We start from the raw sequence: 14,319 nt of genomic DNA, 5'->3' as shown, positions 1-14,319 counted from the left end.
GATCACTATGGCAACGGCAATGGAAAACCGACGCTACCCCCGCACTCACCGTGAAGAAAGCCTTTCGCTGACGCTACTCCCTGCGCGCTCCTCATCGGTAAGCCTGGAAGATCGTCTCTACCTGACGACCCATGACGTTTCGCTGGCAGGGATCAGTGTCGAGCTGCCTGCGCCGATTCGTCCAGACACGGACGTGGAGCTCTGGGTCGCCTTGCTTGAAGAGCATGGCACTTACCATCTTTATGGCACTGTAGCCTGGTGCGCCGCCCCCGATGGCCACCTGCTGGCGGGAATCGCTCTGGATCTTGAGCGTGCCGACGGCCGTCTGTGGTCCGCCCACTTTGACCAGGGTGGTGCATTCTGTGAGTGAACCGCTTTTCCAGCGCGGCTCCTCCTACCAATTACATCGCCCTGACTATCCGGATTCACTGTTTGCCTGGCTTGCGAAGCAATGCCCACAGCGGGAGCATGCCCTGGATATGGGCTGCGGCACAGGTCAGGCCAGTCGTGGCCTTGAGCCTTGGTTTCAGCACGTTCTGGGCGCGGATTTGAGCCTGAAACAGCTGCAATCTGCCCCGCCTTCCCGCACCCAGTATCTGGCCAGCCGTGCTTCTCCCCTGCCCTTTGCGAATGATTGTCTGGATCTGATTTCCGTTGCGCAGGCGTTTCACTGGTTTGATGCGGATGCATTCTTCGCTGAAGCTGGTCGCTGCCTTCGCAAGGGTGGCCTGCTGGCCCTGATCAGCTATGGCGTCTGTGAGGTGGAGGGATTGGGCAGCTTGATTCAGGACTTCCATGACAAGACGCTTGGCCCCTGGTGGCCAGCGGAGCGGGATCAGGTTGTGGCGGGATATCCAGAAGCCCATCTGGATTGGCAAGATTGCGCATTTCCTGCCAGTGACATTGAACGGCAATGGTCAGCCCGGGAAATGCTGGGCTACCTCGATACCTGGTCCGCACTGGTGCAAGCCCGACAGGCCGGGAAAGATCCACTCACTCCCTTCGGCATAGCATTGAGCACGGCTTGGGGGCCTGGCAAACGTCTGGTTCGGTGGCCGTTACGGGTGAAAGCCTGGCACAAGCCCTAAGCGCTGCTTTTCCCTGTAGCTAACATGCCGCCGGCTAGCTTTTCGGGAAATGCTCAGCCAGCAGTCCTGCCAGCCGATCCAGCTTCTTGCGACGTTTGGCCATGCCAAAAATATTCAGCAACCGGGTCGCCCAGGTAAAAGCCGTCGCCAGCGTATCACCGCCCCGTCGGGGGATCACATGCAAGTGCACATGGGGAACATGCTGGTTCGCTTCACGACCATCATTGATCACAAGGTTGTGGGCCTTCACCGGCAACCCAGCGCGTTTCTGCGCCTTGATCGTCCGCCGCGCCAGGTCCATAAGATGACTGGACATCTCACCGCTCAGTTCTTCCACCAGAGGCGCATGCACCTTGGGGATGACCAGACAGTGGCCTTCACGCACCGGGAACAGATCCAGAATGACCATGGCTCGGTCATCCTCATACACTACGCTGGCGGGCAACTCACCTTCCTGAATCTGACAAAAGATGCAATTTTTCATTCTGGATGCGCCGAGTCGGGGCCCGCATCGAGATTCAGACGTGCCTGTTTGCGCCGCTGACGCCATACCTCCAGAACAGCAACCACCAACGCCACCAACAGCATGGCCACCAGCGGTCCACCGGCCCGCCACAGACTGATGTCTTCCTGGGCAAGACCATCAAACAGGCTGACCACCCAGGCCGGAGCCCATTCATCATGCTCCGGCGATACCGACCAGGGAGTAATCAACAACGCTGTCAGCACAATCCGCAACGGCACCTTGGCCCACACGGCCAGCGAGCGGGTCAGCCACCACCAGACAAAAAGAACACCCACTGTTCCGACAAGATAGGCAAACCAGCCCCACAGATACGCTTTAGTCGTCACAATAACTCCTGACTACTGAGGGCAGAGATCACTCTACCCAATGAATAATGTGTTCTTCCCAATCATCCTCGGGAATCAGCTGTTCGGATACTACCCGACCCGCCACACTCACGCCCGCTTGCTGCACCGAACGACGATCTCCACTCAACAGCGGATGCCATGCGGGTAACGGCTCACCAAGGGCACGCAAACGATACGCACATGTGGACGGCAGCCAATCGGTATTGCGCGCGATAGATTCCGTTACCCGAATACAATCCGGCACTTTCTGGAAACGCTGTTCATACACCCTGCACTGACACTTGGCAGCGTCCAGATAACGACAGGCCAGATTGGTAAAAGCCAGCTCTCCGCTGTCTTCATCCTGCAGTTTAACCAGACAGCAGCGTCCGCAGCCATCGCAGAGCGCTTCCCATTCCGGGTCTGTCAGCTGCTCCAGGGGCAACTCCCAGAAACGCTCGCGCTGGGGCTTATTCGCCATCCAGACTCCGCGGGCGATCCGGGTGTCCTGCCGCCAGATACAGGTCTTCATCCGGCGGAGGAGGCATCTGTAAATAAAAGCCCTGTTCACGGATGGCGTCCATGACTTGCTGCACATCCGCACGTGCCAATGGCCGATCCGGCGACAGAATCATGTCATTCACATGTACCGCCGGACCAAACTGGTTCAACAGCACCTCCGGCAGATCCTTGAGGCCCTTCTGGCGATCCACAAACAGGTACATACCGGCTTTTTTCCGGGTCTTGTAAATCGAACAAAACAGCTTGCCTTTCAGCACTACAGCAACTCCAACAGAGGTTTAGTCACCACATCTTCCCGCCAGCCGGTCAGCGGCTCCGGCACCCGATCCGGGTGACGAATCAACGATTCCAGCCAACGGCGACGCATCAGCACATCCGGCTTGAGGCCAATATTATCAGCGATCTGACCCACTTTACCGCGCAGCGTCTTGGCCAGCTTTTTCTCGCGGGCATCCGGCGGCCCGGGTAGCGGTGGTGGCGGCGCCACGCGACGGCCTTCTTCGATCAGGGCTACCAGCGCATCGCCATCGCGACGAATACTTTTCGGGTGCAGCCCCACATCCGCCAGCATGCCGCGATCAGAGCGCCGGGCGCGGGCCAGATCCAGCAGCTGGGCATCCTTGATCACAAAACTTTTCGGCAGATTACGTTCCCGTGCCATACGATTTCGCCAGGGAGCCAGCACCGACAGTACCGCACGGGCATCATCGGGCAGCAAACCCGCACCTTTCACGCCGCGCCAGGCGTCCTCGGGCTGCTCTTGCTGACTGGCCTGCCCCAGCAAACGCTCGCATTCTTCCTGCCACCACGCCAAACGGCCCAACCCGGCTAGCCGTTCGCGGAGTAAATTCGTCACTTCCGGCAGGTACTTCACGTCATCCTCGGCATAGTGCAGCTGTTCTTCACTGAGCGGACGTTTCAACCAGTTGGTGCGGGTGGCCCCTTTCGGAAGCTCCACCCCCAGCAGCATCTGGACAATTTTCTGATAGCCCAGTTGCATATCTTCGCCACTTAGTGCCGCAGCAATCTGCGTGTCTTCAATGATTGCCGGATAGGCACCGGTGAAGCTGGCAATCGCCTCCAGATCTTCCGAGCAGGCATGCATCACCAGAGGATAATCCCGAAACAGCGGTGCGAGTACCTGAGGGCTGATTTTGGTGGTGTCGATCAGGCGGATAGCCTGGCCATCATGCACCTGAACCAGTGCCAGCTGGGGCCAAAAGGTGCGTTCACGCATGAACTCGGTATCCAGATACACCGGGCTACCGGGGCTCAACCCCGCTAACCAGCTGCTGATTGCGTCATTTGTTTCACACCAGAGATAAGCCATGTAACCGCCTGAAACTGAATTGGCGACGATTATACGGGCTCAGCGGGGCAGATTTCAGCAAACCAGCAAAGGAATCATGGCCCGTGGGCAAATATGGCCGTTAACGCTCAATTTCCCGCCCGTTTTCTGCTACGATTTGCGCCGCACTGAAACCCGCACAGGAAACACCGCATGAGCACGAAACTGGTACTGGTCCGCCATGGCCAGAGCGTTTGGAACAAGGAAAACCGCTTCACCGGCTGGAAAGATGTCGATCTGACCGATCAAGGCCGCGAGGAAGCCCGTACCGCAGGCGAACTGCTGAAAGAAGCCGGCTTTGAATTTGACGTGGCTTACACCTCCGTGCTCAAGCGCGCCATCCGCACCCTGTGGACCATCATGGATACCATGGATCAGATGTGGATCCCGGTGATTCGTGACTACCGCCTGAACGAACGCCACTACGGTGCACTGCAGGGCCTGAACAAGGCAGAGACCGCCGCCAAGTACGGCGACGAGCAGGTTCACATCTGGCGTCGCAGCTACGACACTCCGCCACCAAAGATGGAGCGCGACGACGAGCGTTACGCTGGCAATTTCCGTGTCTACAAGGAATTGAGCGAAGAACAGATCCCACTGTCCGAAAGCCTCAAGGATACCGTGGACCGTTTCATTCCTTACTTCGAAAGCGAGATCAAGCCGGTTATCGAGTCTGGCAAACAGGTTCTGATCTGTGCCCACGGCAACAGCCTGCGCGCCCTGGTGAAGTACCTGGGTGATATTTCCGACGAAGAGATCGTCAAGCTCAACATCCCCACCGGGGTACCGATGGTGTATGAGCTGGATGACAACCTGAAGGCCGTGAAGAACTACTACCTGGGCGACGCCGAAGCCGTTGCGGCAGCAGCCGAAGCTGTGGCTAATCAGGGTAAGGCGTAACTACGCTGGACGCCTGAGGCTCCAAAGCTGATGCAAAAAAGCCCGCCCCGGCTAACCGGGGCGGGCTTTTTTGTGGGAGCGGTAATTCTGCCGAGATGCGCCGGGGCATGATTGAAACGCCCCATCGCGGTCGAACGCCCGCTCCCACAGGAGGGAAAATTCCCGGCCTGGGTGTTATTTTTGTGGGAGCGGCGGTTCCGTCGCGATGTGCTTGGGCATGATTGAAACGCCCTATCGCGGTCGAACGCCCGCTCCCACAGGTGGGAAAATTACTGGCGTGGGTGTTGTTTTTGTGGGAGCGGCGGTTCCGCCGCGATGTGCCTGGGCATGATTGAAACGCCTTATCCCGCGGTCGCACCCAGAGGGCATAGCAAACGCCCGTATTCGCTGCACTCACCCTTCGGGCCGTCCTGCGGACGTCACTTCGCTGCGCGTCGTTCCCACTGGGGAATTTCCCCACGTGAGCTCCGCGGGCACGGCCTTACAGAGCCCGAAAGCCTGATCCGCGTTTAAACTTTAAACTTTGAACTTTCAACTCAACCCTGGAGATGCTGCGGAGCCTCACCATCGTTGCCATGATCCTGCCGCCCTGCCTCCCAGGCCGAACGCAGAACAGGGTCGTCATAGGGATTGTTGGCACCCCACCAGGCGGTCAGCTGACCACGCTCATAGGCCACTTCCACTGTATCGAGCTCCGAGGCCTCTGGAGCGCGCCATCTTGCCTGCCAGCGCAACCAGGCCACATTCACGTCGTGGCCAATGACCAGCAGGCATGGCACCAATAGCAGGCTGACCAAAGTAGCAAACAACACACCAAAGGCCAGCGCCACCGCCATGGGGATCAGGAACCGGGCCTGCACGCTGGTCTCCAGCATCAGTGGCGCCACTCCAGCAAAGGTAGTGATGGAGGTCAGCATCACAGGCCGTAACCGCCCGCTCACACCTTCCACCACCGCGTCCCGCAACGCCTTGCCTCTGGCCTTGAACTCATTGATGGCATCGATCAGCACCAGGTTGTCATTCACCACCACACCACTGACCGCAATCACCCCGACAAGTGACCAGAGGGTAAGGCTATAACCGAGCAAAAAATGCCCCAGAAAGGCGCCGACCATGCCAAACGGAATCGCCGCCATTACCAACAATGGCTGTCCATACCGCCCAAACAGCACCGTTAGCAGAAAGAAAATAGCTGCCAGTGCGATCAGGTAACTAATGGACAAACGATCGAGAAAATCCTGCACTGCCGCTTGTTTGCCTGCTACCGTCCAGCCCGCCTCCTCGTCGGCTTGCGTCAATGGATCCAGGAGCGTCTCTTGCAAGCGCTGCATCACCAGCGCAGGCGATGTGGTGTGCTCATCCACGAAAGCGCTCACGGTGGCGCTGCGGCGACCGTCATAATGACTGATCATGGCCGGTGCCTGGCGGCGGGACAGATCCGCCACTGCTGCTAGCAAGGTCATTTCGCCATCCGGCAGCTTGAGCGGCAGTTTTTCCAGATCAATCAGATTACGGCTATCCTGCTCCGACAGTCGCAACATCACAGGCACTTCCTGATCCTGCTCGAACCAGCGATCCAGTTCGATACCGTGAAACGCATTACGCACCTGAGAACCCACTTCCTCAGCCCGCAAGCCCGCCAAACGGCCTTCCTCACGCAGGTTGATCTCGACAATAGTGCGTTTGGCATGAAGATTATTGGCCACCTCGTGAACGCCATCCATTTGCGATAACGTCAATGCGGCTTGCTCGCTCATGCGTTGCAGCGTTGCCAGATCAGAATGGAACAGGTTGAGGTGGATATCCGGTTTCACCGCCATCAGGCTGGCGTGGAATTTCACCGACAAGGCATCCGGTATGGGACCATGCTGCTCCCGCCAACGAGCCGCCAGCTCCCGCGGGGTCAGCTGACCGGTCTCGCCGCTCACGGCAAGCGTGACACGAACCCGAAAACGAGCCCCCGGATCCTGAGCATTGGAGGTTTTCTGGCGTACCCCTTGCTCAGCGAAAACCGCATCCACCAGCACCGGCGCATGCTCCTGCTCAAGGGTGCTGGAAAGACGACGCGCGGAGCCTTCCAGGGCCTGCACTTCCCGCAACAGACGAGCATCACCGGTGCCCTGCGGAAAGACCACTTCCGCCATCACCCGGTCGCCTTCCACACGGGAGAACAACACCATGGTTAGCCAACCGCTGTTGACCAACGCACAACAGAACAAGAACAGACCAAGGAACACAATCACCAGCACATAACGCCATTGCAAGGCACGCCGCAGCAGTGGACGCGCCTTTACGTCCAGCCAGCGCTCAAGTCTTTCATTGATACGATTGGCCAACCGCTCTGATTTGAGCCAGATACCACGGGGCGGGCGACCATGGCTGAGGTGTGCAGGGAGAATCCACAGCGACTCCACCAGCGACAACACCAGGATGGCAATGGAGACTATCGGGATCACTCTCATCAGTGCCCCTTCTGGGCCCGGCAAAAACAGCAGAGGAGCAAACGCGAAAATGGTCGTCAGTACGGCAAACAACAACGGTTTTGCCACCCGCTGCGCGCCACTGACTGCAGCTTGAGGCCCCGACAATCCCTGCCGCCGCTGATGGTCAATGCTTTCGCCAACGATCACTGCGTCGTCGACCACAATCCCCAACACCAGGATGAAGGCAAACAGGGAAATGGTATTGAAGGATTCGCCCAACAACGGCAGCAGCGCACAGGCTCCGAGCATGCACACAGGTATGCCCAAAGCGACCCAACCGGCCAATCGTAGTGTCAGGAAAATCGCCAGCATGATGGTCAGCAGCACCAGCCCCTGTAAGGCATTGCGCCACAACAGACTGGACCGTTCCTGAAACTGCCGCGCGTCGTCGCTCCAGATCCGCAGGCTCACCCCACTGGGCAAATCGGTCTCGGCCATCCACTGCTTGACGGCATCAGCGACCGCAAGCACGTTCTGATCGCCGACCCGGTACACATCCAGCGCCACCGCCGGCTGACCATTCAGCCAGGCGGCCTGATTGTCACGGGAAAAGCCATCGTCCACCCGTGCCACATGCCCCAGACGCAACAAGTCCCCCTGCTCGGACTGACGAATCGCCAAATCCTCATACGCCTGCGCACTGCCTGGCTGCTCCCCGGTTTGCAGCAGCCAGTCACCTCGTTCACTACGCAGCAGACCACCGGCAATGCGTTGCACGCTTTGTGATGCCGTAGCGGCCATGCCATCGAGCGTCAGCTGGTACCGGTAGAGATCATCACGATCCACCTGCAGAGACATCTCCCGCTCAGGCAGATTCTCGATATCCACACTGGATACGGCCTCGTGATTGAGCAGCTGCCGACGGGCTTTCTGTGCGAGCTGGTAAAGATCCTTGCGAGACAGGGAACCACTCACCAGCAATCGGACTACCCGGTTACGAACCACCAGCTCCTGAACCCTGGGGCGATCCGCCCCTCTGGGTAGCGTGTCCAGCCCTTCCAGGCGAGTCCGGATTTGCTCCAGCACAGACCGGGTGTCATGACCTTCCAACACATCCAGCTGTACCGAACACAAGCCTTCACGGGATTCGCTGATCAGCTCGGTACCACCCTCCACATCATCGATAGCGGTTTCCACCGGACTGCAGAGCAATGACTCTACATTCTCTGGCGTCGCCTGGGGCCAGGCCACATAGATACCGATGCGATCCAGCGGCACGTTTGGCAGGGTTTCCTGCCGGGTCATGGGGATCGCCAAAATCCCCGCCAGAAGCAGGGTAATCATCAACAAATTAGCGACCGCGCTATTGCCGGCAAACCACGCTATGGAACGGTTCATGGTGCCAACCCGCTCACCGTGGCCAAACCCGCCGCCGGCGGATTCGGGTCGATACGCATCCCCTCCAACAGTTGCAGATCACCGGCCAATACCGCACGGGTCGTGCTGGTGACGCCATCGCTGACATAGAGGTGCTCTCGATCATGGTGCAGCATAACGACCGCCTGGCGACGCAGGCGCTTGTCTTCATCCAATACCCAGATGCTGTCTTCTCCCGCCTGGGCAGAACGGGGCAGCACCGCCACCGCAGGGGTCGGCGCACCACGCAGCTCAGCTTGTACCAGCACGCCGGGCTCCAGCGGCAACCCTTGCTCATGATTGGCCACCTGCACAATGAGGTTCATCATTTGATTGCGATTGAGCCCACCTTCACGGCGCACCACCCGGCCCTGCCATTCCCCATCCCGGCCAGCGAAACGCCCACGCAACGTCGCATTGACCATGGCCAGAGTGCTGTCATCCCCCGGCACAATGCCCAGCAGGGCCAGCCAGTCGTCGCGCACGGGCAAGCGCACTTCCACCAAGTCTTCCTGATAGAGCTGGCCCAACACAGTCCCAGCCTGAAGATGCTGCCCCGGCATCACCTTGACGCCTCTCAAGCGACCACTGATCGACGCTACCAATTCGGTTTGCTCAAGTTGCCGCTGGGCTTGCCGCAATCCAGCCTGCGCTGCCGCCAGTCGGCTACGAGCCTCATCCATTTGCGGTTCGAAACGCCCCAGCGCCGACGACCGACCCGAGCCCCCTGCCACTCTGGCACGGGCACGGGTTTCAGCCAGATGCAAACGGGCAGCCTGCACCGCATTCTGTTGTGACGTGACTTCCAGCTCAAAAGGCTCCGGATCCAGCCGCAACAGGATTTCACCGGCCATCACACGACCACCATCGGCGAACGCAGGCGCGACTTCTTCGACGCGGCCGGAAACTTCAAGGCTGAGAGGCAGCTCATGCCGCGCCGATACCAGCCCCTGGGTATAAACCGGAATGATTTCGTCGCGCCAGCTCACCTGCCAGGTATCCAGTGCCAGCACGCTATCACGCACTTTCTGCTCCGGCTGTGCCGGGGGGACCAGATAGAGCATGGCCACGGCTAACCCCATTGCCAGTGCCGCAATGACCGCCACCAGGGTACGCAAGGTCGGCATTCTCATATCCACTCCAGCAAGCCATTGATCCACTGTTCAAGACAGCGTTTGGCGCGAACCTCATCCGCACCAAGAGAAGGATGCAGCCGCAGCGCCAGGCTCAAACGCCCATTAACGACCATGACACCATTGGCTACCGGGTGATTGGGGCTTCCAGGACCACAGCAACCAAACACCGTATCCGCTGCCATACCGGCAGAAGCAAAATCCATCTGCCATTCGCCCAAGCTGGAAAATGAACCGCAATGAGCCTTGCCGTTCAGCATTCGAGCACAAAGCCAGTCCACTCCCGATTGCCCGATAACGCGCCCAATACGGGCCAGGTGCCAGTAACGCCAGTGCACATTGGCTTTCAGATTGGCGCGAATGGCATTGTCGATATCGGCTGGCTGATCCTCGGGCGCTACGCTCAGGTAAAACGCGCTGGACAAGTTCATTTCCTCACGAGGCACGGTAACGGCATTGCGCATATTGACGGGAAAGCACCAGCTGCCGGACTGCATTCTGTCCATCAGGATTGTGCAGACTGCCCGGTGCAGTGACAGCAACAAAAGACTGTTCAGCGAGACATTGCAGCTCTGCGCTGCACGATACAATTCACTTGTTTGGGCCTTGCTCAACCATTGTATCTGTGGCTCAGGAGATGACTCACTTGCCATTTCGGACGTTCGCCAGCTTGGCGTGGCAGCCGCACCAGCAACAGGATCGGCTTGCCAGCGCTTCCAGAATGGTGGCGCCGGGCGCGGCTTACCGAATGGAACCTGAGGCGGCGTCATCCCCATCCGCCGCGCCGATACCAGAATGCCTGCCACACCGTCATAGTCCCGGTGCCGTAAAATGACACTGCGCCGTTTGCCGCTTTCCGGATCGACAAACATGAAATCAATGCGGTCATCCACGCCCAACTTTGCACGAGCCTGATACCACATCCCGATGTAATCGGTAGCACTGACACTCACAGGCGCGCTACCTCCACATACCAGGGCCGATTCATATCCAGCGTACCGCGCGGGTCGCCGTCATAACTCACCAGAAAATGTTCGCTGAGCAATAACCTTCTGCGGTAGCGCTCAGCGACCTTAGCCAGCCGGTCCTGCTGGAAGAAACCACAAATCAATGCGTCATAACGACCATGGAAAAATGCCACGGCATAATCCAGCAACAGGCGCAGTAGCTCAGGGTCATCGTTACTCACAATCACGCTGTGCAGAGAGAGGTAGGACAACACGCCTCCCGGTGCCGGCAGGCGCATACCACCCCGCAATACGCTGTGCGTATTGTAGAGGTGGCGCATCATTCCCATGCCACGGGTATAACCCAGCACCCGGGTTTGCTTGATTGGCTTCTGGTCCCAGAAGCCCAACACCCCTTTTAGCTCTCCTCCTATCCGGAGCAACAAGAAGCTGGATGCATTCAGCCCGTAGCAATACTCATCTCCATGGACACGATTGACGTCCCAGTATGGGAAAAACTGTTTGTGTTGGCCCTGCGCCTTCAGCAACGCGGCAATGTCCGGCAAGTCCGCCGAGCCGCTCTGCCGAATAGCAATGTCCGCGGGCAGACGCGGCATGCGTTGGCGGGTGTAAAGCATGCTGGTTTCAATGGTTCCGGCCGGATAGTAGGTAGGCAGCCCAGCACGGCCACTGGCCACCGTGGCAAGTGATGCCTGGTTATCCTGTAATACCGTTGTCTGCATCCATTCGCCTTCAGCCAATTGCTTGCGCAAGTGCCGAAACAGACGGTGCAGAATCATCCCGTTGCGACATTCCGGGGCAATCCGAAGATCATGGGCGTAACGAATCGGCCGCACCTCACCATTTACCCACACATGCCGCCAGCCCACGTTATAAACCGCGCCGACTTTCCCTGGGGCATCGCGCGCTTCCGCCACCCATACATCCGGCTGCTCACAGGCCACCCTGGCACCACGGAAGTAATCTGGTTGGCGCTCAAAGTTGAGTGTTACCGCTCCCTGTTGCGGCGTTCCCTGTAGCAGGGTCAGAATCGCTTCGTTATCCCCCTGCTCTGCGGGGCGGATCCGATAACTCACAGCACCGGCTCCTTGGCGCCCTTTCCACAACGAGAAAGGTCTCCTTCGAAAGAAAGCCAACCAGGCAGGCTACCCGGCCAGTACTGGAGGGATTCCATCTTGATGTTTCCCTCAATCATGCCGCGCTGGCGACATTGACGCAGGTAACGCTCACGCATGCCGGGATGCACCACGCAACGCATCGGTTCCAGCTGCCCAAGGTTTCGTGCCAGCTGATAGTGAAAATGCTTTTGTAATTCGGCCTCCAGTCGGGCGCCGGCGCCGGAACTCTGCTTGCACTCACCTTCCAGCAACAACAGATACCCCGGCTTGCCATTGCCGGCATCATCCACCGCAACGGTACAAACCGGTATCGCATCATCCGGCAGATCGATAGCCGCAATGGCCTCCTCCACCACTGGTGCGGTGAGTTTTTCACCCACCAGATCCGTGGTGCCCGCTCGGCCCAGAAAGGTGAGAATCGGCACGCCCTGATTAAAACCCTCTACCCGCACCAGATCTTTGAGCCGGTAGCGCAACAAGCCGCTCCCCGTACTCAGCAAGGGCATCACCCGCTGCCCCACCTCCAGCTCCCAGGGGGCATAGATGCTGCCATCATCCGGGTCCTGAAATTCATAAACATGGCTTCGATAGGCCAAGGTGTGTTCCCCCTGATAGGGAATCGTCACCACCCCCTCCGTCGCCCACAACCCCTTGCCCTGGAAACCGGCTTGCGGAAGCAGCGAATGGAGCTGCCGAGCCCATGGCGCTGACGCCGCAGTGTCCCAGGCACTTACCAGCGCCAGCGACGGCCATAAGGCCTTGAAAAACTCGGGGCACAGTGAACCATCCCATTCACGCAGCATCGCCCCCGCGCGTGGGGATTTCGGGCAACCAGGGTTTTCGACGCCCTGCATATAGCTTCCCCATTCCCCCGTGGACAGCACCTGGGCCAGCTCATCCCGCCAGAGCGCCATATTCTTGAGCAGCCCCAACCCAAAGGTAGGGCTCCAGATAGAGATCATTGAAAGGGATTGATCCGATGCCAGCCAGGCCAGTGTGGCAAACAGGGAATCATCGGAGGTACGTGCGAGCGATACGTTCTGGGGAACCGACTGGGTTGCGCCTGCCAATATGCGCTTGCCCAGAGACATGAGCTGAAGATCATCATTAATCTCTTCACTCATGCTTTCCCTCAGCGCAGTGGGCACCCAAGACATGGACCAATAATGGCGCCCATGCATGAGCCGGGGAAACTGCCGGTAGAGATCTACCACCCAGGGACTGATGGCATTATCCAGCTCGCCCAGAAACTGTTTGGTGTACGGCACCCACTTGATGGCTGAGGTAGAACCGCTGGTTGGCTGAAAACGGCTCACCGGGGAGCGGCTCATCCAGCTGCGCCCCTGGCTACGGTGAAAATCGATGGCGTCACGCCAATAATCGTAATCCGTAACCGGCTGGGCAGCCGAAAATTGCTCCCAGCTCATATCCGCCGTCAGCCCAGCCTGTTCTGCAGCGGGCATACCGGCAATCTGTCCCAGCAAGCGGGACAGGTTTTCTCGTTGTACGTTTTCCATGGACTCTCGCGAGCGCGCAAAGCGCCGTTCGCCGGGTCCAGTGGCCAGCTTCAATAGATGGTGTCCGAACATGGTTGCCCCGTTTTTGTAATTATTTTGCCGGGATAGCTGTCATGGTCCCGCGGGTTTTACGGCGCAGTTTGCGCCACAAGGAAAAGGGGTAATGCAAAATCAGGGAGTAGCTAACCTCACCCACACAAGGCAATTCAGTTCCACGCTCCCAGCTGGGGTTGCGCTTTTCGAAGAAATGAATTTTTTCATTTCTTGCACGCATTTCATCTGTGATCTGTGCCACATCTGATTTCAGGTGAGTATAGCCGCCGCCAAAGTCGAGAAGCTTGTTTTCCGGACAATAGTAGGGCTGAAAAAGCAGTTCACAGTAATTATCTACCAGCCCCTCAAGCTTTTCACAATGCCTGTCGGGGTTTGGATAATAATTATGGAAATTATTCGCCATCAACAAGTACGTTTTGTAACCCTTGGAGATCAGCAACCAGAACATGGGACGAAAAGGATGTCGTAGTTTTTCTCGAATCATGCGTAAAAAGAACGCCACATGCAGTGCTTTATTTCCCCAATATTCCTTCTCGATAATGGTGTCACCACTGAACACGCCTTTAACCCGTTTATCGCCATTACGCATGTCCAATGTTTTCATCGTTGAAAAACCTACCACGCGCTTGGTAGAGCGATCCTCAACCAGAAAAACACCGTTTTTTTCAGCCATATCCTGACAAAACAGATCCAGACTTATATTTTCGTAGTACTGAGAATATATCTCATACATTCGCCTTATTAACCGGACTGATACTTTAGAGATAGGGACATACCTCGCTTTCAATTTAGGCGCAGTTTCCCTTTTCATTTTGTGGCTCCCTGATTATTTTTATGCGATAAAGCGGGGCGACATCATGAGCATCTGAAGGCGATCAATTAATAGTAAAAGCGGCCAATTTTTTGTTAAAACGGGAAAACTTTCATTTCCGTTTTCATGATCAGCAAGATATTGCGACAGAGTTCTCAACAATAAAAAC

14 protein-coding genes are annotated in these 14,319 nt (G+C 57.7%); 3 read left to right on the top strand and 11 right to left on the bottom strand.

The annotated features are described in order from the left end of the window. Nucleotides 1-7: 7 nt before the first annotated feature. Together Y5S_RS13975 and Y5S_RS13970 are read left to right on the top strand one after the other, a co-directional pair. The gene (locus tag Y5S_RS13975) at nucleotides 8-370 is read left to right on the top strand and encodes a PilZ domain-containing protein (RefSeq protein ID WP_035233791.1); all 363 of its coding nucleotides are present in this window, start codon (nucleotides 8-10) and stop codon (nucleotides 368-370) included. Then, entirely contained in the window at nucleotides 363-1,088 is a 726-nt protein-coding gene (locus Y5S_RS13970; protein WP_035233790.1) for a class I SAM-dependent methyltransferase, read from the top strand. Before Y5S_RS13975 ends, Y5S_RS13970 begins: the two co-directional genes overlap by 8 nt. Nucleotides 1,089-1,122: 34 nt before the next feature. On the opposite strand, the gene Y5S_RS13965 is transcribed toward Y5S_RS13970, so the two are convergent. From Y5S_RS13965 to rnd, 5 genes are read right to left on the bottom strand one after another with little or no spacing between them, the layout of a single operon-like run. After that, nucleotides 1,123-1,572, bottom strand: a complete 450-nt coding sequence (locus tag Y5S_RS13965; RefSeq protein ID WP_035233789.1) for an HIT family protein — start codon at nucleotides 1,570-1,572, stop codon at nucleotides 1,123-1,125. Further along, nucleotides 1,569-1,940 carry a hypothetical protein gene (locus Y5S_RS13960; protein WP_231552696.1) on the bottom strand — a complete coding sequence of 124 codons (372 nt, stop codon included), beginning with the start codon at nucleotides 1,938-1,940 and terminating at the stop codon, nucleotides 1,569-1,571. The genes Y5S_RS13965 and Y5S_RS13960 overlap by 4 nt, the downstream gene beginning before the upstream one ends. Nucleotides 1,941-1,968: 28 nt before the next feature. Then, nucleotides 1,969-2,421 (bottom strand): YcgN family cysteine cluster protein, encoded by a 453-nt coding sequence (locus Y5S_RS13955; RefSeq protein ID WP_035233788.1) that lies wholly within the window; start codon nucleotides 2,419-2,421, stop codon nucleotides 1,969-1,971. Continuing rightward, the gene (locus tag Y5S_RS13950; RefSeq protein ID WP_035233787.1) at nucleotides 2,411-2,719 is read right to left on the bottom strand and encodes a YcgL domain-containing protein; all 309 of its coding nucleotides are present in this window, start codon (nucleotides 2,717-2,719) and stop codon (nucleotides 2,411-2,413) included. Before Y5S_RS13950 ends, Y5S_RS13955 begins: the two co-directional genes overlap by 11 nt. After that, complete coding sequence (gene rnd / locus Y5S_RS13945) at nucleotides 2,719-3,792, bottom strand: ribonuclease D (RefSeq protein ID WP_035233786.1); 1,074 nt, start codon at nucleotides 3,790-3,792, stop codon at nucleotides 2,719-2,721. The genes Y5S_RS13950 and rnd overlap by 1 nt, the downstream gene beginning before the upstream one ends. A gap of 171 nt (nucleotides 3,793-3,963) precedes the next feature. On the opposite strand from rnd, the gene gpmA reads away from it, so the two are divergent. Further along, the gene (gpmA, locus tag Y5S_RS13940) at nucleotides 3,964-4,710 is read left to right on the top strand and encodes a 2,3-diphosphoglycerate-dependent phosphoglycerate mutase (protein WP_035233785.1); all 747 of its coding nucleotides are present in this window, start codon (nucleotides 3,964-3,966) and stop codon (nucleotides 4,708-4,710) included. Between the two features lie 536 nt (nucleotides 4,711-5,246). Here gpmA and Y5S_RS13935 read toward each other — a convergent pair. The 6 genes from Y5S_RS13935 to Y5S_RS13910 are packed head-to-tail and all read right to left on the bottom strand — an operon-like array spanning nucleotide 5,247 to nucleotide 14,012. Then, the gene (locus Y5S_RS13935; protein WP_035233784.1) at nucleotides 5,247-8,531 is read right to left on the bottom strand and encodes an efflux RND transporter permease subunit; all 3,285 of its coding nucleotides are present in this window, start codon (nucleotides 8,529-8,531) and stop codon (nucleotides 5,247-5,249) included. Continuing rightward, a complete protein-coding gene (locus tag Y5S_RS13930; protein WP_035233783.1) occupies nucleotides 8,528-9,682 on the bottom strand; it encodes an efflux RND transporter periplasmic adaptor subunit in 1,155 nt (384 codons plus the stop codon). Before Y5S_RS13930 ends, Y5S_RS13935 begins: the two co-directional genes overlap by 4 nt. Continuing rightward, nucleotides 9,679-10,635: a hypothetical protein gene (locus Y5S_RS13925; RefSeq protein WP_035233782.1), complete on the bottom strand. Its 957-nt coding sequence runs from the start codon at nucleotides 10,633-10,635 to the stop codon at nucleotides 9,679-9,681. The genes Y5S_RS13930 and Y5S_RS13925 overlap by 4 nt, the downstream gene beginning before the upstream one ends. Then, on the bottom strand, nucleotides 10,632-11,726 hold the full coding sequence (locus Y5S_RS13920) for a GNAT family N-acetyltransferase (RefSeq protein ID WP_035233781.1): 1,095 nt from the start codon (nucleotides 11,724-11,726) through the stop codon (nucleotides 10,632-10,634). The genes Y5S_RS13925 and Y5S_RS13920 overlap by 4 nt, the downstream gene beginning before the upstream one ends. Next, the gene (locus Y5S_RS13915) at nucleotides 11,723-13,357 is read right to left on the bottom strand and encodes a GH3 family domain-containing protein (protein WP_052041617.1); all 1,635 of its coding nucleotides are present in this window, start codon (nucleotides 13,355-13,357) and stop codon (nucleotides 11,723-11,725) included. The genes Y5S_RS13920 and Y5S_RS13915 overlap by 4 nt, the downstream gene beginning before the upstream one ends. A gap of 19 nt (nucleotides 13,358-13,376) precedes the next feature. After that, the gene (locus tag Y5S_RS13910) at nucleotides 13,377-14,012 is read right to left on the bottom strand and encodes a hypothetical protein (RefSeq protein WP_231552694.1); all 636 of its coding nucleotides are present in this window, start codon (nucleotides 14,010-14,012) and stop codon (nucleotides 13,377-13,379) included. Between the last annotated feature and the right edge of the window lie 307 nt (nucleotides 14,013-14,319).

Origin of the sequence: Alcanivorax nanhaiticus, from assembly GCF_000756665.1 — a bacterium.
GTDB classification, from domain to species: domain Bacteria; phylum Pseudomonadota; class Gammaproteobacteria; order Pseudomonadales; family Alcanivoracaceae; genus Alcanivorax; species Alcanivorax nanhaiticus.
Note: the sequence above shows the minus strand (reverse complement) of the source record. Positions and strands in the feature narration are given on the sequence as shown.